This window comes from Nonomuraea mangrovi, assembly GCF_042681425.1.
In the GTDB taxonomy this organism is placed as follows: Bacteria; Actinomycetota; Actinomycetes; order Streptosporangiales; family Streptosporangiaceae; genus Nonomuraea; species Nonomuraea mangrovi.
Window position 1 is genome coordinate 43,451 of sequence record NZ_JBHUFV010000052.1, and the last position, 20,656, is coordinate 64,106.

The window sequence follows — 20,656 nt, forward strand, 5'->3', positions numbered from 1 at the left end:
CCCATGATGCTCATCACCGGTGCCACCGGCAACGTCGGCTCCGAACTCGTCGCCCTGCTCGCCGCCGGCGACATCCCCGTCCGCGCCATGACCCGCGAGCCCGCCAAGGCCACCTTCCCCTCCGGCGTCGAGGTCGTCGCCGGGGACTTCGACCGGCCCGACACCCTGGCCGCCGCGCTCGACGGCGTCGAGAAGGTCTTCGTCCTGCCACCCGGGTACGGCCCTGAGGGCCCTGTCCAGGAACGCGCCCTCGCAGCCGCCGCCGCCGCGGCCGGCGTCACCCACCTGGTCAAGCTGTCCACCAGCGGCGTCACCTTCGACGCCACCGACCCGATCAGCACCGGCCACCGCCTGGGCGAGCAGGTCGTCAAGGATTCCTGCCCGGCCTGGACGATCCTGCGCCCCGGCACCTTCATGGTCTATCTGTACGGCTACGCCGCCGCCATCGCCGCCGAGCAGACCATGTACGTCACCGAGGGCGACCCGGTCTCCGCCATGATCCACCCCCGCGACATCGCCGCCGTCGCCGCCCACGTCCTGACCACCCCCGGCCACCACGACAAGACCTACACCCTCACCGGTGGCCGTGCCCTCTCCCCCCAGGACCAGGCCGACATCATCGGCCAGGTCCTCGGCCGGCCGATCCGGCTCGTCGAACGCACCAGGGCCGAGGCACAGGCCGAATTCGACCGCCTCGGCTGGCGCGGCCCGCGCCTGGACGCGCTTCTCGAGCTCAAGCGCCAGTCAGCCGACTGGGACCACCACGTCTTCGACACCGTCGAAAGGCTCACCGGCGAACCGCCGCTGACCCTGCACGACTGGGTCAGCGAGAACGCCCACGTGTTCCGATGACATCCCTCCGGACGCGCCCGAGTGACGAACACCGAGCGCAGCAGGAGAAGGGGCCGGTCGGCCCTCAGCTCCGAACCCGCTCATCAGCGCGGCGCTGCTCATCCCTGTGCCCGAAGAGCGCACGAGGCGTCCGCTCCAACGGCGCGGCCGCGGTCAGCTCGCACGGCCTTCATCGCGGTCCCCCAGGCGATGACCTGGTCCAGCATGGTGGCGACGGCTTCCTCTTGATGGGCGGCCGGCCGCAGCAGGCTGAAGTGCTCGAAGTCGGCGGACAGCGACAGGGCGACCTGGGCTCGTACGTCGGCGACGTGGAGCTCGCCCATGACCAGGCGGAGGTGCTCGACGGCTCGGGTACCGCCGTCGACACCGTAGCCGACGAACCCGGCCGCCTTGTTGTTCCATTCGGCGTACGGGAAGTCGATGGCGTTCTTCAACACCCCGGAGGTCGAGCGGTTGTACTCGGGCGTGACGAAGACGTAAGCGTCGAAGGACGCGATCATGTCGGCCCAGACCTTGGTGTGTGGGTGCTCGTACCGGCCCATCGCGGCCGGCATCACCTCGTCCAGGTGCGGCAGGTCGAAGTCCTTCAGATCTACCAGCTCGAACCGGGCGTCGCCGCGCTGTGCCGCCAGCTCGTGAACCCAGCGGGCCACGGCCTCCCCGTTGCGTCCAGGGCGGGTGCTTCCGATGATGATCCCTACGTTGATCACAGGTCCTGTTCTCCTTCTGTGGCGGCCGCTCAGGGCTGGGCGGTGCCCTCCGTCGGCGGCGTGGTCTGTTGCGTGGTCGGCGCCGAGGTGGGTCGTGCGCGGCCGGGCAGAAGCACGGTGGCGGCCAGGCCGACGGCGGTGAGGATGAGCATCCAGGTCAGGGCTGGTGTGTAACCGCCGGCCTGGAGGATGAGGGCCATCAGGGCAGTGCCGGTGCCTGCGCCGATGCGCTGGATGACGTTGCCGGCGCTGGCGGCGCCCGGGACGGCCGCAGGCGTGAGCGTCCGGTAGATCGCCACGGCGATGGTCAGGCCGGCGACGCCGAACCCGATTCCTCGCACGAGAAGCGCCGCGCCCAGCAGGAGCGTGTCGGTGCCGGCCGTGGCGAAGGCGAACGGGATGGTGCCGGCGGTGGCGACGGCCATTCCGGCGAGCGCGAGCGGACGGGGCGGCATGCGGTCGGCCCTTTGGCCGACCAGCAGGTACGCCAGGCCGACACCGACGCTCTGTGGCGCGAGCACGAGTCCCGCGTCGAACGCCGACAGCCCGCGGACCTGCTGGTAGTACAGCGGCAGCAAGAACATCGGCCCCCAGGTCGTGACGCCGAGGACGAACATCATCACCACGCCGGCGCGAAAGGAGGCGTCGGCGAACAGCCGCAGGTCGATCAGGCCTACCCCGCCATGGCGCACCGACCGGACGACGAAGGCCGTCAGCAGCAGTACGGCGGCGATCCCACCCGCGAGCGTCTCGACGCGTACCGCGGCATCCGGTCCGGTGTCGACGGTGGACAGGGCGTAGAGCAGCGCGACCACCGCGGTCGGCAGCAGGGCGAGCCCGACGAGGTCGAGGGCCTCGTCGGAACGTTGCCTGTCGCGCGGGAACCACCGCACGGTCATGAGGAGCGAGACGAGCACGATGGGCACGTTGACGAAGAAGATCCACCGCCAGCCCCAGCCGTCGATCAGCAGCCCTCCGAGCAGCGGCCCGGAGATCGGGGCCAGTTGACCGATCAGCCCGCTGACCCCCAACACCCGCCCGAGGCGCTCCGGCCCTGCGGCCCTGACCAGGGTGAGCTGGGTCAACGGCAGGATCATGCCACCGCCCAGTCCCTGCAGCACCCGGAAGGCGATGAGCGAGTCGATCGACCACGCCATACCGGACAGCACCGATCCGACCAGGAACAGCCCGAGCGCGGTCAACCACATGGCGCGTGCGCCGAACCGGCCCACGGTCCAGCCGACCAACGGGATCACCGCGGCCATCGCCAGCACGTACGCCGTCGTGACCCACTGGATCACGGTGACCCCCGCGTCAAGGTCACGGCGCAACTCGTTCAGCGCCACCGCGACGATCGTGGTGTCGAGCAGCGCCGCGATCGCCCCCACCAGCACTGTCGTGATCAGCGGCGCGATGCTCGGCGCGGGCGCCGCCGACTGCGTCGCGTTGCGCACCCTTCGCGCGCTCATGGGATGAGCCGGGTTTCGCCGATCGTCGCACCGGCGTGCCCCACCGCCACCCGCACCTGGCCGTCACCGTGGGACGCCTCCGGCCCACCGAACCTGTCCATCACCGCTGCGCGCACGATCACCGCTCCTCAATAAACGGAGCCTTTCGCTCCGATAGAATCGGCACCGTATAACGGAGCGTCTCGCTCCGCAAGCGGATATGATCGATGTCATGCCTGAACACCGGCGCCGCGCCCCACGCCAGGCCGAGGCCGAACGCAACGACCGCGCACTTCTCCAGGCCGCCCGCGAGGTGCTCGCCGCTGACGGAGTCCACGCGTCGGTGGCCGCGATCGCCGCCCGCGCGGGAGTCGGCATCGGCAGCCTCTACCGCCGCTACCGCACCAAGGAGGAGCTCTTCCAGCGCCTGTCGGAGCTCTCCCTCGACAACTGGAACAACGCCGCCGCGCAGGGGCTGGCCGCGGACGACCCGTGGGAGGGGTTGACCGGCTTCATCACCGAATGCATCGAGTTCGGCCAGGGCTCACTCGCGCCGATCGCCGGCACGATCGAGATATCCGCGCAGATGCGGGCCAAGTCCGAGCGGTCCGACGCGCTCCTGGCCGCCCTCGTCGCCCGCGCCCACGAGGCCGGTGTGCTGCGGCCGGACGTCACCCCCGTCGACGTCTCCCTCCTGATCGAACAGCACGGCACCTCACCCGTCCTGGAACAGCTCCGCAAGCAGGGCCGCAAGGACCTCATCGAGGCCGCCGTCCAGGCCCGCACGCGCATCGTCGCCATCGCCCTTGACGGCCTGCGCGCCGTCCACACCGAACCGCTGCCAGGGCACCCGCCCAGCGAGCGGCTCTTCACCGAGCGCTGGGACCCCCGCCCCGCCGGCTGAGCAGAGCCGGTCCGCCTGCCGTCCTGACCCGGCCCCGCCCGCCGAAGCCGAACTGACAGCCCCGGCACGCGCCGCCGGCCAGGCCCGGCCGCCGCACCAGCCCACGTCCACGGCCCGGACCGACGCGAGCCGATCACTCGCCGGCGCGGGCGAGCCGGACTCGTCGGCGCGCAGGACGTCGCGCTCGATCACAGCCTGCGCGATCAGGGCGTCCCCTGTCAGCAGGCCACCGAGCGGTCCGCGGGCGGTGAGGGCACGCCTGGGGGCGTTTCAGCCTGGGAGTCCGCGGCACGTGCCGCTTCAGGAGTCAGCGTGGTGCCGCGCAGGTACGCGGCCTGATAGGCGTCCTCCTCCAGGTGTGCCCGAACCGCCCCTGCGATCCGGTCGACGTCGCCCCGTTCGGCAGGGGGAAGCGGCATGCCCACGGAGTCCCTGGCCGCGTGCGCCGCTCCGAGCAGCACGGCCGCGTACGCGTGGCGCCCCGCGAGGGCGTGGGCTCCCGCCAGCCCTTCAAGGGCCAGCGCCATGGCCCGGGCGTCTCCCGTCCTGTGGGCCGCGGTCCAGCCGTCCAGGTGCAGGCACAGGGCCTGGTCCGCGTCGCCGCGCAGCTCGGCGACGAAGCCGAGTTCGGCCAGGACGAGCGCGCGGCCGGGTTCGAAGGCCATCCTGGACTGCCGGCCCAGCACGTGGCGCAGGTGGGCCTCGGCGGTGTCGAGCCGTCCTTCGCGGCGCGCTCCGAGCCCGAGGCCGATTTCGGCGTGGATCTCTCCCGGCCTGAAGCTGTGCTCGGCGGCGAGGCGCAGCGCCCTCTGGTGGAACTCCCGCGCCCTCGTGTGGTCCCCGATGAGCATGGCGGTGCTGCCCAGGCTGGTCAGCCGATCCGCGGCCGCCGGCCACAGCCCCAGGTCCTCGGCCAAGAGCAGCCCTTCGCGGTGGAGCTGGGCCGCGCGCTCGTAGTCGCCCGCCATCTCGGCCAGTGAGGCGAGCGGTTCGACGGTCTGCAACCGCCCCCAGCCGTCGGCGAGCTCGGCGAAGAGCGCCGCGCTGCGCCGCCCGTCGTGCGCGAGCCGCGCGAGGTCGCCGCGCACATGCGCCTGGTTGGCCCGGACGCTCAGCGCCGCGGCGGTCCCCCAGGTGTCGCCGAGAGCCTGGAAGCCTTCCAGCGCCCGGTCGATGAGTTCTTCGCTTGCGGCCTGGTCGCCGACCCCGAACAGGGCGAAGCCGAGGAACCACTGGGCTCTGGCCCGCTCGCGCCGGTCCGCGACGTCCCGGGCGAGCTCCGCCGCGGGCCTGCCGTCCTGCGTCCGCTCGGCGCCGTCCCCGACGAGCACGGCGAACCCCGCCCGCCAGGCCCTGGCCTGGGCCTGCAAGGACGACACGGCGTCCGGGTTCTGGGCGGCCGCGGCGAGCGCCGCCTCCAGCGACCGGCCTGCCTCCCGGAGCCTGCCGCGCAGAAACCAGTACCAGACCAGGGCGTTGACCAGCCTGAGCGCGTCCTCGGCGGCACCGTGCTGGACGGCGTGGTCGAGCGCCCTGCGGACATTGGCGGCCTCCGCGTCCAGCAGGCGCAGCCGGCGCCGCTGGTCGGGGCCGTGCAGCCGCGGTCCGGCGCGCTCGGCGAAGTCCGTGTAGTACCGGCGGTGGCGGCGGCGTACGACGTCGGTCTCGCCCGCCTCGCGCAGGCGGGCCAGGCCGTAGTCGGCGACCGATTCGAGAAGCCGGTAGCGGGGTTCGTCGCCGCTGTCGGCCATGACGACCAGCGAACGGTCCACGAGGCGGGCGAGCAGGTCGAGGACGTCCTCGGAGCGTACCCCTCCCCCGGCGCAGACGACCTCCGCCGCCTCCAGCGTGCAGCCTTCGGCGTGGACGGCGAGCCGGCGCAGCACGGTGCGCTCGGGACCGGTCAGCAGGTCCCAGCTCCAGTCGATCATCGCCCTCAGCGTCTGCTGGCGGGGCGGCGCGCCCCGGTATCCGGTGGCCAGGAGCCGGAAACGGTCGTCGAGGCGGGCGAGCAGCCCTCGCACGCCGAGAGCCCGTACCCGGGTGGCGGCCAGTTCGAGCGCCAGGGGGATCCCGTCGAGCCGTCGGCAGATCTCCGACACGTCCCTGGCGTTGCCGGCCTCGAGTGTGAAGCCGGGTGCCGCGGCGCCGGCCCGGGCCACGAACAGTTCGACGGCGCTGGAGCGGGCAACGGCGTCGAGTTCCGTCTCTCGGGTGAGGTCGGGCACCTCCAGCGGGGGAACGGCCCAGACCACTTCGCCCAGGATGCCCAACGGCTCCTGGCCGGTGGCCAGGATGTACAGGCCGGGGACGCGCATGAGCAGCAGCGCGGCCAGTTCCGCGACCGCGCCGACGATGTGCTCGCAGTTGTCGAGGAGCAGCAGCAGCCGCTTGTCGCCGAGCGCCCCGGCGAGTCTCTCGGCGGGCGAGGACGGCCCGCCGGTGCCGGGGAACGAGGGCCCGCTCCCTTCCATGACGCCGAGCGCGGCCATGACGGCCTCCGCCACCGGGTCCGCCGCGTCGGCGCCGCCGGTACGGCCCAGCGCGGCCAGTTCGACCAGCCACGTACCGTCGGGGAAGTCGCCGGCGAGCTGGGCCGCCGCCTCCAGCGCGAGCCTGGTCTTGCCGACGCCGCCCGAGCCGGTCAGCGTCAGATGCCGTGTGATGGCGAACAGGGACTTCACCTCGGCGACCGCGCCCTGGCGGCCGACCAGCCGGGTCAGCGGAGCGGGCAGGTTCGTGGCGGGACGGCGCGGCGGATCCGTGGCGGTGGGCCCGGCGCTCAGCGCCGGATCCTGCTCCAGCATGGCCTGGTGCAGGGCGGCGAGTGCGGGCCCTGGGTCCAGGCCCAGTTCGTCGGCGAGCCGGGCTCGCAGCTCCTGGTAGCCGGCCAGTGCCTCGCTCGCCCGGCCCCCGGCGTAGAGCGCGCGCATCTGGAGGGCGCGCAGCCGCTCCCGCAGCGGGTGCCGCACGACGAGTTCGTGCAGGTCCTGCGCCACGCCGAGGTGTTCGCCCAGGTCGATCCGGGCCTCGGCGTGCGCTTCGAGGGCGGCGAGACGGGCCTCTTCGAGGCGGGTGGCGACCGGACGCGCGAACGCGGCGTCCTCGAAGCCGGAGAACGCCGCGCCCCGCCACAGCGCGAGGGCGTCGGACAGCAGGGCCGCACGGGTGCCGGGGTCGTCGGCGACCCGCGCGCGTGCCGTCAGCGCGCCGAACCTGCCCATGTCGACGCCGTCGGGTTCCGTACGCAGCAGGTAGCCGCCATCGCGCAGCGCCAGCAGGTCTCGGCCGCCCGCTTCGGCGTCCTCGAACACCTTCCGCAACTGCCAGACCCTGGTCTGCAGGGCGGCGGAGGGATTGCCCGGGAGCTCCCCCTCGCCCCACAACTCCTCGACGAGCCGGTCCGCGGACACGGGGCGCCCCTCGTGCGACAGCAGGGCGGCAAGCAGGGCGCGGGTCCTGAGCCCTGGCACGGCGACCGGGCTGCCGTCCGCCCTCCATACGGCCAGCGGCCCCAGTACCCCGAATCGCATGGGAGCCACGGTAACGCAGCTCCTTACGCGCCGGGAGTGGGCCTTGAGCGGGATGTGAGCAACTCGTGAGTGCCCGGTCGCAAGGTGGGGCGTGCTCACCGCCGCCGGGCTGCGCAGACGCGCGCCCGTCTGCCCAGGGATGCCGTCGGCGGCGGCCGCAGGCGATCGACGACCCACGGAGGATTTCCATGACGACAGAAGTTCAGGGCCCCGCAGGCCTCAGAGCAGGGCCTCGGGAGTGGCTCGGGCTCTTCGTGCTCACGCTCCCGACGATCCTGCTGGCCTTGGACGCGACCGTGCTGAACCTGGCGGTCCCCCACCTCAGCGCGGACCTCGACCCCAGCAGCACCCAGCTGCTGTGGACGGTCGACATCTACGGCTTCATGATCGCCGGATTCCTGGTGACGATGGGCACCCTGGGCGACCGGATCGGCCGCCGCAGGCTGCTGATGATCGGGGCGTTCGGCTTCGGCCTCGCCTCGGTCCTTGCCGCGCTGTCCACCGGCCCGGAGATGCTGATCGCGGCCCGCGCGCTGCTGGGTGTCACCGGCGCCACGCTGATGCCCTCGACGCTTGCCCTGATCAGCAACATGTTCAGGGACCCACGGCAGCGCGGGGTCGCCATCGGCGTGTGGGTGACGTGCTTCTCCGTCGGCACCGCCGTGGGCCCTGTCCTCGGCGGCGCACTGTTGCAGTGGTTCTGGTGGGGTTCGGTGTTCCTGCTCGCCGTACCGGTGATGCTGGTGCTCCTGGTGACGGCGCCGCTGCTGCTGCCTGAGCACAAGGACGCGCGGGCGAGCCGGATCGACCTGGTCAGCGTGGCGCTGTCCCTGCTCACGGTGCTGCCGGTGATCTACGGGATCAAGCGTCTGGCCGAGCACGGGGTGGACGCCCTGGCGTACGGGACGATCCTGGCCGGTGTGGTCCTGGGTGTGGCGTTCGTGCTGCGCCAGCGCAGGCTGGCCGATCCGCTGCTGGACCTGCGGCTGTTCGGGAACCGGGCGTTCAGCGCCGCGCTGCTGGTGCTGCTGCTCGGCCTCGGCCTGATGGGCGGGCTGTACCTGTTCATCACGCAGTACCTCCAACTGGTGGGGGGCCTGTCGCCGGTCGAGGCGGGCGTGTGGCTGCTGCCCGCCGCCGCGGCGCTGATCGTGGCCTCCTCGCTGACGCCCGCGATCACCCGGCGGGTACGCCCCGGGTACGTCCTCGGCGGCGCGCTGTTCCTGTCGGCGCTGGGATACGCCCTCATCGCTCAGGTCGACAGCGTCGGCGGGCTGCCGTTGCTGGTGACCGGATTCGTGCTCATCTACACGGGCATCAGCCCGATGATGGTGCTCGGTACGGACCTGGTCGTCGGCTCGGCGCCGCCGGACAAGGCCGGTTCGGCCGCGGCGATGTCGGAGACGGGCATGGAGTTCGGCATCGCGCTGGGCATCGCCGCCCTGGGCAGCGTCGTCACCGCCGTGTACCGGAGCGGGATCGGCGCCGCCCTGCCGAAAGGCCTCCCGGCGTCGGTCGCGGACGGCGCGCGTGACACGCTCGCCGGCGCCGTCGCCGTGGCCGGGGACCTGCCCGGCCCGGAGGCCGCGCAGGTTGTGGAGCAGGCTCGGGAGGCGTTCACCAGCGGGCTGAATCTCGCCGGCGCCATCGCGAGCGCCATCGTGGCAGTGCTGGCCGTCGCCGCGATGGTGCTGCTGCGGCACGTGCCGTCAGGCGGGGCGGATGAGGCCGGGTAGGCCGCCGTTGTGGATCTCGGGGACCGGTCGGGCGGGAGCGCGCTGGTGCCGGCAGGCAGAGGAGCCGGCGTTCACCCGCTCGCCGTACCCGCGTCCCCGGCCTGCTCGTGCATCATGTACTGCGCGTACCAGTCGGGCCAGTCCGTGTCGTAGTGCCCGATCTCCTTCTCGTATCGACCGTGCGCGGCCTCCGCACGGCGTAGCGCCTCGGCCAGATCGGCCACGGAATCAAAGGTCACTGGCATCTCGGTACTCCTCGTGCGGAGACGACCGCCCGCTCACGGTCACCGGCCCGGTAGGCGGGTGGTGATCTCCTGGAGCAGCCAGCCGTTGCCGTCGGGGTCGCTGAACGAGGCGAAGGAGCCGTAGCTCGTGCGGTCCGGATCCGGTCCCGGCACCCGCCCCTCGGTCCCGGCGTGGTGCCACACCCCGCCCTCGTCGTGGAACACCTCACCCACATCGGCCCCGCGGTCGACGAGCTCGGACCGTGCCGCCTCGATGTCGTCGACGATCAGGTACACGCCCTGCATCGAGCCCGGCTCGGCCAGGGTGATCCCCTGGCCGAAGATGACCGAGCACGCCGAGCCTGGTGGGGTCAGCTGCACCACGCGGAAGCCCTCACCGGCGGCGACGTCGGCGTCCTCCCGCCACCCGAGCGCCTTGTAGAAGTTCTTGGATCGGTCCACGTCGGCGACCGGCAGCACCACGACCTCGAGCTTCATGTCCACGGCCTCGGATCCTCCCCGTTCGATGCCGGTGGCCTGTGTACGCCACCGGGGCTGGAGTTGTGCCTGCGGGGGTCCTGCCTTCCCACCCTCGTCTCCCTCGCTGTCGAAGTCCAGGAACGGCAGCTCAACTATCGGCAGGCGGTCTGCCAGCTTTTGAGGAGATAAACCAGGAAATCGCCAGATCGAATGAACACCATCCGTCCCAGGAGCCTCACCGGCTTCCGGCGTGCGCCGCGCCCACTCATCCGGGCGAAAGAGATATCGGCATGTGGCATGGCCGAACCACGCGGGCGCATGGCCGGCGCGGAAGTCAACTCTGGCCGCCCGCCCCTGGTCGACGGCCGGTTACCGGACTTCGACGTGCCCGTCCAGCCTGCCGTCGAAGGTCTGCGGGGGGCGCTCTCCGTCACCACGCACGAGGCAATGACATCAAAGCAGGATGAAAACGGACTTATTACTCGTTCTTTCTCCGACGGGGCATCAATCAGACTTTCTGGGGGAAAGTATGACCGCAAGTCTGGACTGGCGGCACGAGTGGCTCGCATCCCTCACCTGGATGGCCACAGCCTTCATCGTCACCCTCGTCGCCAGCGCCGCGGCGGTCTGGCTGCTGGCGCGATACACGCGGTGGGGACGCCAGTTCGGCCGGCTCGCCTTCCCGTACTTCGACCTCCGGCGCGGCCGGCGGCCGCTCCTCACGGTCCTGCTCATCCTCGCACTGACGATCTTCGCGGTACGCCTCCAGGTGCTGATCTCGTACGCGCTGAACGACATCTTCACGGCGCTGGGAAAGATGTACGCGCAGGACTTCTGGGTCTCCATCGTGCGCTTCACGGTCCTGGCCGCGATCTTCGTGATCAGCTCCCTCATCAGCTATCTCGTCTCCCAACGGTTCATCATCCACTGGCGGACCTGGCTGACCGACCACATGATCACCGACTGGCTGAGCGGGCACGCCTACCACCGGAGCCAGTACGTGACAGAGCCGGTCGACAACCCCGACCAGCGCATCCAGGAAGACGTCCAGCAGTTCGTCGAGGACTCCCACTACCTGTCGACCGGCACGGTCGACGCAGCCCTGCGGCTGGTGTCGTTCACCGCCATCCTGTGGGGGCTGTCGGGGCCGATCCCGGTCTTCGGTCACGAGGTACCACGGGCGATGGTCGTGCTCGCCTACGTCTACGTGCTGGTCGCCTCACTGATCGCCTTCAGGATCGGGCGCCCGTTGATCAGGCTGGAGTTCCTGCGCGAAGGGCTGTCCGCGTCCTTCCGCTACGCGCTGATCCGCCTGCGGGACCACTCCGAGAACATCGCGTTCTACGGCGGGGAGAAGATGGAGCGGGCGGCGCTGGCCAGCAGATTCACCGCCGTCATCAAGAACACCTGGATCATCGCCCTGCGGCGGCTGAAACTGCAGGGGTTCAACGACTCGGTCACCCAGGTGGCGCAGGTGTTCCCCTACGTGATCCAGGCTCCGCGCTTCTTCGCCGGGACGCTCATGCTCGGCGACGTCACCCAGACCGCCGACGCGTTCGGCCAGGTGCACAACTCGTTGTCCTTCTTCAGGAACTCCTACGACTCCTTCGCCGCCTACCAAGCCGGGCTCGACCGGCTGACGGCCCTGATGGACGCGAACCACGACTCGCGCAGGCTGCCGTCGCCGACCGTCGCCGACCATCCTGGCGCCCTGGTGATCGAGGGACTGAGGGTCTGGCGTCCCGACCACGAGCCGCTCATCGACGGCCTGACCCTGACCATGAGCCCGGGGGAGGCGCTCCTGGTCAAAGGCGCGTCGGGCAGCGGCAAGACCACGCTGCTGCGCAGCCTGGCCAGCCTCTGGCCGCACGCGCACGGCACCATCCGCAGGCCCGCCGGCGGGCGCACGCAGTTCCTGTCGCAGCAGCCCTACCTGCCCATGGGCAGCCTGCGTACCGCCCTGGCCTATCCTGAGCCGCCCGACCGGATCGCGGATCAGCTCGCGCGCGAGATGCTGCACGCGGTACAGCTCGGCCACCTGGAGTGCCGGATCGACGACGAGGCCTACTGGTCGCGCATCCTGTCCCCCGGCGAGCAGCAGCGCCTCGGGTTCGCCAGGATCCTGCTGAACCGGCCCCACCTGGCCTTCCTCGACGAGGCCACCTCGGCCGTCGACGAAGGCCTCGAGCACGCCCTGTACCGCCTGATCCGCGAACGCCTGCCCGAGTGCATGGTCGTCAGCGTCGGCCACCGCAGTACCCTGAACGCCTTCCACACCCACCATCTCAACCTGCTGGGCGCCGGGCGGTGGGGCATGTCCGCGGCGTAGGACGCCTTTCGACGGTGCCGCCGCCGTCCGCCGACACGAGTGACGGCGGCGCGGCTCGCCCGGGCGGTCGCCCGGTCAGGATCCTGACCGGGCTTCCTTGAACGCGGTGACGAGATCTCCCGCGACGACGATGGCATGGGCGAAGGTCGGGCCGTTCAGCTCGTGTGCGGCGTGCATCATCTCGGCCTCGAAGGCGGCGGTGGCATCCTGGACCAGCGTCACGTGATAGCCGAGCTCCATGGCGAAACGGCCGGTGGACTCGACGCAGGTGTTCGCCAGCACGCCGACGACCACCACGTGGGTGATGCCGTGCTGCTTGAGCTGGAGGTCCAGGTCGGTGTTGGCGAACCCGCTCTGCCCCCAGTGCTCATGGGCGACGACATCGCCCGGCTGCGGCTGGAAGTCCGGATGGAACTGCCCGCCCCAGGAGCCCCGGGCGAAGGTGTGCCGCTCCTGGATGCCGCGCTGGGTCGGGTTCGGGTGGCCCCAGGTGTCGTAGTCGCCTTCCTGCCAGCGGCGGTGCGGGACGAACATCACGCGCACGCCGGCCGCGCGGGCGGAGGCGATCACCATCCGCAGGTGGTCCAGCAGGCCGACGTCCTGCGCCACGGGCTCGAGGCGGGGCCAGAGCTTGCCGCCCTCGGAGATGAAGTCGTTGTAGGGATCGACCAGAAGGACCGCCGTGTGGCGGGGGTCGTAGCTCTCGGCCACGGTTCCTCCTCAGAGCTGGATGACGGGCCTCGGCGCCCGAAGCGGTGTCACGACGGCGTGGACGTCCTCAGCCTCGAAGTCGCCGTGTCGGCAGGCAGGTCACACGCCGCGCTCCGTCACCTGCCCCGCAGACGCGCACGACGACCTGCCTGCCTGCGGTGATACCCCGAGAGAAGGCCCTCCTGCCCACGCGGTGTGCGGTCAGCGACGGTCGGGACGACGCGGAAACGAGCCTGGCTGAACGCCGGCGGTTCGCCCCGCCTGGCGACGTGCGCTGTCGACGGGCCGGATCCGTCGGCCCAGACGGGCATCCCTGCTATGGCCGTCGAGCTGCACCGTCAAATAGAGGTATGGGCATGCCCCTTCATTGGAAATCACTCCGATTCGCGGAATGCGGAACCCACCCCGACGGTTGCAGCACCACATATCCGGATTAATCACATAATTCCGGGAACCAGCCCGGGCCCCGCGCCCAGGCACAAGAGACCAGACACGGAGTGATCCGCATGTTCACGATGAAGAACGTTCTCGCAGCCGGAGCAGTGGCAGCCTTCGCCCTCGTCGCACCCGCGACCGTGTCGGCCGATGTCTTCAGCACCGACACCGTGGCCGCCGCACACCACATCGCATCCGCCGACAGGCCCGGCCTTGGCAACGGAATCAGCCTGGGCGGCACCAATGCGGGTGGCGGCGGCAGCAACAGAAACAACTAATACACGTTTCTGAAATCTTGCGAAAAAGGGAAACGAAGAGGCGCCAGAAGCCACGCTTTTCGGCGCCTCTTCGCCGTTGCCGCCCCGCTGCTCGTCAGCGAGTCGGGTACCAACGCCCCACACCACGGCCGGGAAGCATGCACGACGGCCCGATGGCCGGCGAGGCCGAGGAGGCGGACCACAACCCTCCCCGAGGCCCACCCGCCCCACGACGACAGGCAGAGCGGGCCCGGACTCCGGCAACCGGACCAGCTGTCCTCTCCTGGGCACCGCCCGCACGCCCACGGGAGGTCGTCTGGTCCGAGTTGCGCAGGTTGTCGCGGTTGACGAACAGGTACCGGGTCGCGCGCAGCGCCGCCTCGTTCTCCCCGTGCCCGCCGCCGTCGGCGACCGTTCGATCCCGACATTCGTGCCCAGCGCGTACAGGACCAGCAGGAGCCGTCTGCGGATCACCTCGCGTGGGGTGGCACCCCGGATGGCGGCGAGCACGTGCTCACGCTTGCGACTGTAGGCCAGTCGTTCGTAGGCAGCGCGGGCGACCAGGTCGAAAACCGGTCCCACCTTCCTCACCGAGGCCATCGCCGCGCCCGGGACGGTTGCGGCGACGGTGATCGAGCACCGCTCCCGGTCATGGACGAGCGCGGCACCCGCCCGGCCGTTCCGGGCCCTCGCCCCGGTGGTGGACCAGGGTGAGGATGGCGACGGATGGCGGCGTTCAGGGTGCCGGGCGGCCCGTCGCGGCGTGTGCCTGCCGTGATTCGAGTGTCAGGACCACCTGCCGCGGCTGGGTGAATCGCAGCATGTTGCCGGAGGGATCGAGAAAGGCACAGTCGCGGGCGCCGTTGGGCTGGTTGATCGGTTCTTGCATCACTTCGGCGCCTGCGGCCTCGATGCGCTCAAAGATGGCGTCGCAGCTGTCGGTCACGAAGACGAGACGACCCAGCAGGCCCTTGGCCATCAGCTCTGCGATCGCCTGCCGGTCGGCCGGCGAGACACCAGAGTCCGCGCCGGGGGATTCGAGGACGATCTGCACGTCCGGCTGCGACGGCGGGCCGACGCTCATCCATCGCCTCCCCTCGGGTCCGTCGTCGTCGCGTATCTCGAAGCCGAGCACGTCTTGGTAGAAGCCGAGCGCCTCGTTGAGGTCGTGGACAGCGAGAGTGCAGGACGAGAGCCTGAGATCCGTGCGGGTCAACGCCGCTCCTTGGCGCCGGCGGTAAGAATGACGATGTCCAGGTCGCGGAGCCGGCGGGGGTCGGTGTCGATATCGATGCGGGTGATCTTGTCGTCGTTGACGGTGAACGTGAAGACCGCTTTCGGTCGGCCCAGGTGCGACCAGACGGCCGCCGGTACGCCGTCGACCAGAGCGAGCCGGGCGGCCTGAGCCCGTCCGGCGAAGAAGGCCGCCACCGCGTCGCCACCGCGGATCTCGCCGACCACGGCGTCCGGATCGAGCAGCTCGAGCAGGGCGGCGAAATCCCCGCCCCGGGCGGCGGCAAGGAAGGCGTCGACGATTTCCCGCTTCGCCGATCGCGCGGCATCGGATGCGCCGGCAGCTCCTTGCACCCGGCGCCGGGCCCTGCTGGCGAGTTGCCGGGCCGCCGCCGGGGAGCGGTTGATGATGGCGCCGATCTCGCCGAACGACACGGCGAACACGTCGTGCAGGACGAACGCGAGCCGCTCGGCGGGAGTCAGCGTGTCCAGCACCACCATCAGCGCGACACCGACCGAATCGGCCAGCAGCGCCTCGTCCTCGGGGCCGGCCTTGCTGGTCGGGTGGATGCTCTCGTGCGACGCGGCCGGCTCGGGCGGCAGCGCTCCGGCCGACTCCTCACGCCGGGTACGGCGTGCCTCGAGCATGTTCAGGCAGACCCGGGCGACGACCGTGGTCAGCCACCCTCCCGGATTCTCCACCTGGCCGGTGTCGGCGCGGCTGACCCGCAGCCACGCCTCCTGCACCGCGTCCTCAGCCTCGCCGGTTGAGCCGAGCATCCGGTAGGCCACCGCGTGCAAGCGGTCTTGGTGCTCGGCGAACCGCTCGCTCACCCAGTCCTGCTCGATCATCTGTCACATTCCTCCGTCTCGCCGGTCATATCAAGTGACCGGCGAACCCACGCCGATGTGACATCCGGGCCTGGCCCGGATGTCCGGCCTGCCAGTTCAGGCGGCACATCACCTCAAGCACACCTCAAGCACAAGGGAGACAAGGCGTGAAAGCGCACGTGAGCTCGATCCTCCTCGGCGTCCGGGACATGGAGGCGTCCAGGCGGTTCTACACAGAGGGGCTCGGCTGGGAGGTCAAGGACGACTACGGCATCTCGGTGTTCTTCGAATCGGATGGAGCCTCGCCAGTCGGCTTCTACGGCCGCGAAGGCCTGGCCGACCAGGTGGGCACGAGCCCGGAGGGCAGTGGCTTCAGCGGACTGGTCCTCACCTATGTCGTCCGTAGTGAGGCGCGGGTCGACGAGATCATCGCGGAGGCCGAAAAGGCCGGCGCCACGATCCTCAAGCCCGCCGGAGCCCTGCCCTGGGGCGGGTACGGCGGCTCCTTCGCTGACCCGGACGGCTACATCTGGAGCCTCGGCTACAGCGCCCAGGGAGAGGATCAACCCTACGCGGAGTAGCCCGACGAAAGCCTCTGGCGAGTGGGTGACGCGGCCATCGCCGGGGCACGCCGCCGGACTCCTCAGAACCGGTGAGCCCTCGGCATGACCGACGTAACCGCCACCGACGAGTAGGTCCGGCGTCGACGCGAACTCGTGTCGACGCCGAACCACCGCGCGTTGCCGGACCAGGCCTTTAGCCCCGCTCCCAAGATCGTTGGTGTTGGAGTCGGGTTGTGATCGCGTCTCGGCCTGTTCCGTCGGCCCCGTTCTGCCGCTCGTGCCTCGCCTGTGATCTGTTTCCGACATGATCCCTCGCCATGAGAAAGATGATCACGGCACTGGTGGCCGGTGGCGCCCTGGTGGTCACCGCTTTCCCCGCGCACGCGGCGCCCATGGACCCCGTCCTTGCGCTGAAGGCCAAGCTGACGCCCGGACACGGTGTGCGCTTCACCGAAAAGGCCGTTCTGTCGGATGACAAGGAGGAGTGGGAGGTCCAGAGCCGCAAGGGCGCCTTCCAGTTCGACAAGAGGGGCGTCGCAGCCTCCGATGTCACGATCACGACGATCGATTCCGAGCGGCAGCGGGCCATCGGCGTCGACAAGACCACCTACGTCTCCGGCAGCATGCTGGACGGGCGGCTGCCAGAGGGCAAGACCTGGTTGAAGACCCGCGGCGGCGGGCTGTTCGGCTTCTACGGGCAGATCATCAATCCGGCCGAGCCCAAGACCTTGGCGGCCCTGATCAAGGGTGGCACGCCGGGCAAGAGCACCGTCACGGGCACGATCACCTTCAAGGAGCTCGAGAGGGTCTCGCCGTGGTTCGCGGCCTCGACCCCAAGCAGCTGGCACGATGGCACCAAGGTCTCCTACACCCTCACACTGACCTCCGCGGGTCTGGTGAGCGGGGTGCGGAGTTCGTACACCGCGACGGGGGTCGTGGGCCGCGGGGACGTCGAGGGCAGAACCATCACCGTCGACAGCCGCTACACCAAGTGGGGCGGCAAGGTGTCGATCAAGGCTCCGGATCCCAGGACGGTGACCAGCGAGCCGCTCAGCTGAAGCCCAGAGCGTGCGACCAGAACCCTCGCCATCCTGATGTGAACGCGGCTGGATGGGGGCAGGCTCGTCACCGCGTGTCGGGGATCGGGCTGTTCCACGTCACGCCGGTGAGGCGTTCCGAGATCTCCCACAGGCGGCGCGCGGTGCCGGTGTCACGCGTGGCTCGGTGCCCGTGCCGAATCGATGGGCGGCCGCGCAGCTCGAGCAGTCCGTCAGGCGCGATGTACTCGCCGCCGCGCAGCTCGGGAGCCGTCGCCGCGTACAGCGAGGTCCTCGCGCCCTCGCCGGTGGGCTGGAAGGCGGCGGCGACGAGCAGCCGGATGAGACTCTGGTACGCGCGGCCGCGACCGGCGTTGGCGCCTCCCGTGAGGACGTTGGTGCGGGTCAGGCCCGGCGCGACCGCCATGCTGCGCAGGCCGGCTGCGCTCGTCCTGCGGTTCAGCTCGGCCGAGAAGTAGAGGTTGGCCCTCTTGGACTGGACATAGGCGAAGGGCGCGCTGTAGCGGCGCTCGGCGTTGAGGTTGTCCAGGTCGAACCTGGCGAAGCGCTGGCCCTCGCTGCTGACCGTCACCACTCTCGGCTCCCGTCCGGCCAGCAGGTACGGCATGAGCAGCCCGGTCAGCGCGAACGTGCCCAGGTGGTTGATGCCGAAGTGGGATTCGAAGCCGTCGGCGGTCCTGGCGAAGGGGACCATCGCGACGCCCGCGTTGTTGACCAGCAGGTCCAGCGGCCCGAGATCCCATCCGGCGGCGAACTCGCGGATGGAGTCGAGGCTCGCCAGGTCGAGGTGGCGCAGCTCGGCCCGCGCGCCCGGCACCCGGTTCCTGAGGCGGTCGAGCGCCGCCCTGCCGCGGTCGAGGCTGCGACAGGCCAGCACGACGTGGGCGCCGCGGCGGGCGAGCTCGCCGGCGGTGACGTGGCCGATGCCGCTGTTGGCGCCGGTCACCACGGCCACCCGTCCTGACTGGTCGGGGATGGAGTCGAGTGTCCACATGGTCGAACCCTTCTCTCATTGCAACTCAGAGTTGCGATAGAGTGATCGTGACATCACATCCACCGATAACGCAACTTGGAGTTGCAATGGAAGGTGTTTCCCCGCGCCCTGCCGCGGTAGGACGCGGCCAGAAGGTACGGGTGGCCGTCCACGCCGCGACGCTGGCCGAACTCGTCGAGAAGGGCTACGCCGCGCTGACCGTCGAGGGCGTCGCCCAGCGAGCCGGGGTGCACAAGACGACGGTCTACCGGCGATGGAAGGACAGGGAGAGCCTGGTCGTCGACGCGCTGTCGGACCGGTCGGCGACCGACGTGCCGATCCCCGACACCGGCTCGGTGGAGTCCGACCTGCGCGAGCTGGCCAGGTCGCTGGTCCGCATGATGACGGGACCCACCGGCCGGGCGCTGCTGGCGGCGATGTTCTCCGGCGCCGCCGACGTGCCAGGGGTCGCCGAGGCCAGGCGCCAGATCTTCGACGACCGGTTCGGGCGCGCCGAACCCGTGGTCGTACGCGCCGTCGAGCGGGGCGAGCTGCCGCCCCGCACCGACCCTTCCACGCTTCTCAAGGCCCTGGCCGCTCCGGTGTACTTCCGGCTGCTGGTCACCGGCGAGCCCGTCGACGAGCACACCGCCGACCACGCGGCCGAGATCGCTATGGCCGCCGCGCGCGCCGGCGTCCTCGGCGCCCCATGAGGCGCTCCCCCTCCCGGCGCCCCAAGCCCCGGCCGGACGGCGACGAGAGTCCTGCGGCGCGGTCCTCCTCCATCCACTCCGAGTGCTCCCTCGCCGCCCAGGCCGGCTCCACGAAGCCCGTGCGCATCCCACGCCGCGCCTGCGGATCCCGGTAGGCCAGCCGGAGGTGCCCGAGCAGGACGACACCGATGGCCAGCGCCGTCACGTCGTGCACGAAGATGGCGCTCGTCCGGGAGATCACCGGCAGGAGTCCGGTGAACCACATGAGCAGCCCGGTGAACATCATGATCGGCACAGCTCCGGCGATCCACCCCGCGTAGATCTTCTGCCCGGCGTTGAACTTGCCGGCAGGCCGCAGACCAGGCGAGGTCCAGCGCCTGCGGACGGCCCGCAGCCACTCCTTGTCGTACTGCGCCAGGCGGTTCAGCCTGCGCAGGTCGGCGCGGAACGCGGACGAGGCGAGCCCGAGCAGGAACGGCACCGGCAGCAGGATCCCCGACCACTCGTGGACGACGACCACCAGGTGGCGGCGGCCGACCAGCTGGGCGAGGGGCGCGACGTACAGGCAGGCCGCCGCTCCCACGCACAGCAGCATGAGCACGGCTGTGGCGCGGTGGACCGACCGCTCGGCGCGGGTGAACCGCGGTATGCGCCGAGAGCGCTCAGGCGGACCTGTCGGCCCCGTCGAGCCAGCCGTCGACGTCATAGCCGTACTCCTCCCAGTAGCCAGGGATGACCTTGTCGGTGACAGAGATGCCGGAAAGCCATTTGGCCGATTTATAGAAGAACATCGGCGCCACGTAGAGCCGCACGGGCCCGCCGTGATCGTGGGTGACGGGTTCGCCGAGCATCTTCAGCGCCACCAGCACGTCGGAACGGCGTGCCTGCGCGAGCGTGAGGCTTTCGCTGTACACGCCGTCGAAGCAGGTGAAGCGGACCGCCCTGGCCTCGGGCCGCACGCCCGCCGCGTCGAGGAGGTGCGAGAGCGGCACCCCTTCGAAGGGCGTCCTCGGGACCCGCCAGCCGTCGGTGCACTGCACGTCACCGACGACCCTGGTCTGCGGCAACGCGCGCAGGGCGTCGAGCGTGTACGTCGCAGGACGGTCCACGAGACCGTCGACCGTCAGCCGGTAGTTCGTCCTGTCCTTCCGGGGCACCGAGGCCGCCACGCTGAAGTAACGGAAGCCGGCCGGATCGGGCAGCAGCTCGGTGAGTCCGGTCGGGTCGTTCCGCGAGACGGCCCCGAGGACCTTCTCCCAGCCGCCCTGCAGGTAGGGCGCGGTGACGAGGCCGGCGGCACCGGCACCGAGCATCGAGAACATCACCCGTCGCGCTATGGGTGGACCGCTTTCGGGTCCCTTTCGTACATCAGTCACCTCGCGATTCGAGCAGCCGCGACTCCCGTTGGCCAGCGATGGCGGGTGTCCGTAAGACTTTCGTCAGTCTTGCTCGGGATGCGCTCCCCTCCGATGTCTGGAGTGGCCGTCACCCCCTTGCTCGCGGGTACCCGGTTCCGTACGGCCGCCCTGACTCCGGAACCGGCCGACCAGGCGGCGTGCGCATCCGGTAGACCGACCGGGGTCGCCCGGTACCCGCCTCGCCGAACTCGGCGCGCGAGCGCGGCGCCTCACGCGTCCTCCGTGTTCACGTCTCCCTGCTCAGAAGA

At 70.7% G+C, this 20,656-nt stretch carries 19 protein-coding genes; 8 read left to right on the forward strand and 11 right to left on the reverse strand.

The features are described 5' to 3' along the window. Positions 1 to 3: 3 nt before the first annotated feature. A complete protein-coding gene (locus ACFSKW_RS35530; RefSeq protein WP_379577399.1) occupies positions 4 to 852 on the forward strand; it encodes an NAD(P)H-binding protein in 849 nt (282 codons plus the stop codon). 98 nt (positions 853 to 950) lie between these two features. On the opposite strand, the gene ACFSKW_RS35535 is transcribed toward ACFSKW_RS35530, so the two are convergent. Further along, the gene (locus tag ACFSKW_RS35535) at positions 951 to 1,562 is read right to left on the reverse strand and encodes an NADPH-dependent FMN reductase (RefSeq protein WP_379577401.1); all 612 of its coding nucleotides are present in this window, start codon (positions 1,560 to 1,562) and stop codon (positions 951 to 953) included. A gap of 29 nt (positions 1,563 to 1,591) precedes the next feature. Next, a complete protein-coding gene (locus ACFSKW_RS35540; RefSeq protein ID WP_379577402.1) occupies positions 1,592 to 3,031 on the reverse strand; it encodes an MDR family MFS transporter in 1,440 nt (479 codons plus the stop codon). Between the two features lie 211 nt (positions 3,032 to 3,242). Between ACFSKW_RS35540 and ACFSKW_RS35545 the strand changes: the two genes are divergently transcribed. Further along, positions 3,243 to 3,914: a TetR/AcrR family transcriptional regulator gene (locus ACFSKW_RS35545; protein WP_379577403.1), complete on the forward strand. Its 672-nt coding sequence runs from the start codon at positions 3,243 to 3,245 to the stop codon at positions 3,912 to 3,914. 218 nt (positions 3,915 to 4,132) lie between these two features. On the opposite strand, the gene ACFSKW_RS35550 is transcribed toward ACFSKW_RS35545, so the two are convergent. Further along, entirely contained in the window at positions 4,133 to 7,447 is a 3,315-nt protein-coding gene (locus tag ACFSKW_RS35550) for an AfsR/SARP family transcriptional regulator (protein WP_379577405.1), read from the reverse strand. A gap of 188 nt (positions 7,448 to 7,635) precedes the next feature. Between ACFSKW_RS35550 and ACFSKW_RS35555 the strand changes: the two genes are divergently transcribed. Next, positions 7,636 to 9,183: an MFS transporter gene (locus ACFSKW_RS35555; RefSeq protein ID WP_379577406.1), complete on the forward strand. Its 1,548-nt coding sequence runs from the start codon at positions 7,636 to 7,638 to the stop codon at positions 9,181 to 9,183. Positions 9,184 to 9,254: 71 nt separating this feature from the next. Here ACFSKW_RS35555 and ACFSKW_RS35560 read toward each other — a convergent pair whose 3' ends face one another. Continuing rightward, on the reverse strand, positions 9,255 to 9,428 hold the full coding sequence (locus ACFSKW_RS35560) for a hypothetical protein (protein ID WP_379577408.1): 174 nt from the start codon (positions 9,426 to 9,428) through the stop codon (positions 9,255 to 9,257). A gap of 39 nt (positions 9,429 to 9,467) precedes the next feature. After that, positions 9,468 to 9,905 carry a VOC family protein gene (locus ACFSKW_RS35565; protein ID WP_379577603.1) on the reverse strand — a complete coding sequence of 146 codons (438 nt, stop codon included), beginning with the start codon at positions 9,903 to 9,905 and terminating at the stop codon, positions 9,468 to 9,470. A 511-nt stretch (positions 9,906 to 10,416) separates the two neighbouring features. Here ACFSKW_RS35565 and ACFSKW_RS35570 point away from each other — a divergent pair. After that, on the forward strand, positions 10,417 to 12,216 hold the full coding sequence (locus tag ACFSKW_RS35570) for an ABC transporter ATP-binding protein/permease (protein WP_379577409.1): 1,800 nt from the start codon (positions 10,417 to 10,419) through the stop codon (positions 12,214 to 12,216). 75 nt (positions 12,217 to 12,291) lie between these two features. Here the strand turns inward: ACFSKW_RS35570 and ACFSKW_RS35575 are convergent, their stop codons facing one another. Continuing rightward, entirely contained in the window at positions 12,292 to 12,927 is a 636-nt protein-coding gene (locus ACFSKW_RS35575) for a cysteine hydrolase family protein (RefSeq protein WP_379577411.1), read from the reverse strand. 506 nt (positions 12,928 to 13,433) lie between these two features. Here ACFSKW_RS35575 and ACFSKW_RS35580 point away from each other — a divergent pair. Beyond that, positions 13,434 to 13,640, forward strand: coding sequence for a hypothetical protein (locus ACFSKW_RS35580; RefSeq protein WP_379577391.1), 207 nt, complete (start codon positions 13,434 to 13,436; stop codon positions 13,638 to 13,640). A gap of 715 nt (positions 13,641 to 14,355) precedes the next feature. Here ACFSKW_RS35580 and ACFSKW_RS35585 read toward each other — a convergent pair. Together ACFSKW_RS35585 and ACFSKW_RS35590 are read right to left on the reverse strand one after the other, a co-directional pair. Beyond that, positions 14,356 to 14,835, reverse strand: a complete 480-nt coding sequence (locus ACFSKW_RS35585) for a VOC family protein (RefSeq protein ID WP_379577412.1) — start codon at positions 14,833 to 14,835, stop codon at positions 14,356 to 14,358. Continuing rightward, positions 14,832 to 15,704, reverse strand: coding sequence for a sigma-70 family RNA polymerase sigma factor (locus tag ACFSKW_RS35590; RefSeq protein WP_379577414.1), 873 nt, complete (start codon positions 15,702 to 15,704; stop codon positions 14,832 to 14,834). Before ACFSKW_RS35590 ends, ACFSKW_RS35585 begins: the two co-directional genes overlap by 4 nt. Before the next feature lie 146 nt (positions 15,705 to 15,850). Here ACFSKW_RS35590 and ACFSKW_RS35595 point away from each other — a divergent pair, with 146 nt between their 5' ends. Both ACFSKW_RS35595 and ACFSKW_RS35600 read left to right on the forward strand, forming a co-directional pair. Beyond that, on the forward strand, positions 15,851 to 16,264 hold the full coding sequence (locus tag ACFSKW_RS35595) for a VOC family protein (protein WP_379577416.1): 414 nt from the start codon (positions 15,851 to 15,853) through the stop codon (positions 16,262 to 16,264). A gap of 299 nt (positions 16,265 to 16,563) precedes the next feature. Next, positions 16,564 to 17,304 carry a hypothetical protein gene (locus ACFSKW_RS35600; protein WP_379577418.1) on the forward strand — a complete coding sequence of 247 codons (741 nt, stop codon included), beginning with the start codon at positions 16,564 to 16,566 and terminating at the stop codon, positions 17,302 to 17,304. A gap of 67 nt (positions 17,305 to 17,371) precedes the next feature. Here ACFSKW_RS35600 and ACFSKW_RS35605 read toward each other — a convergent pair whose 3' ends face one another. Then, on the reverse strand, positions 17,372 to 18,298 hold the full coding sequence (locus ACFSKW_RS35605; protein WP_379577420.1) for an oxidoreductase: 927 nt from the start codon (positions 18,296 to 18,298) through the stop codon (positions 17,372 to 17,374). Between the two features lie 86 nt (positions 18,299 to 18,384). On the opposite strand from ACFSKW_RS35605, the gene ACFSKW_RS35610 reads away from it, so the two are divergent. Beyond that, positions 18,385 to 18,990 (forward strand): TetR/AcrR family transcriptional regulator, encoded by a 606-nt coding sequence (locus tag ACFSKW_RS35610; protein ID WP_379577422.1) that lies wholly within the window; start codon positions 18,385 to 18,387, stop codon positions 18,988 to 18,990. Here ACFSKW_RS35610 and ACFSKW_RS35615 read toward each other — a convergent pair. Beyond that, a complete protein-coding gene (locus ACFSKW_RS35615) occupies positions 18,950 to 19,696 on the reverse strand; it encodes a cytochrome b/b6 domain-containing protein (RefSeq protein ID WP_379577424.1) in 747 nt (248 codons plus the stop codon). The genes ACFSKW_RS35610 and ACFSKW_RS35615 overlap by 41 nt on opposite strands. Beyond that, on the reverse strand, positions 19,653 to 20,312 hold the full coding sequence (locus ACFSKW_RS35620; RefSeq protein WP_379577426.1) for a molybdopterin-dependent oxidoreductase: 660 nt from the start codon (positions 20,310 to 20,312) through the stop codon (positions 19,653 to 19,655). The genes ACFSKW_RS35615 and ACFSKW_RS35620 overlap by 44 nt, the downstream gene beginning before the upstream one ends. Between the last annotated feature and the right edge of the window lie 344 nt (positions 20,313 to 20,656).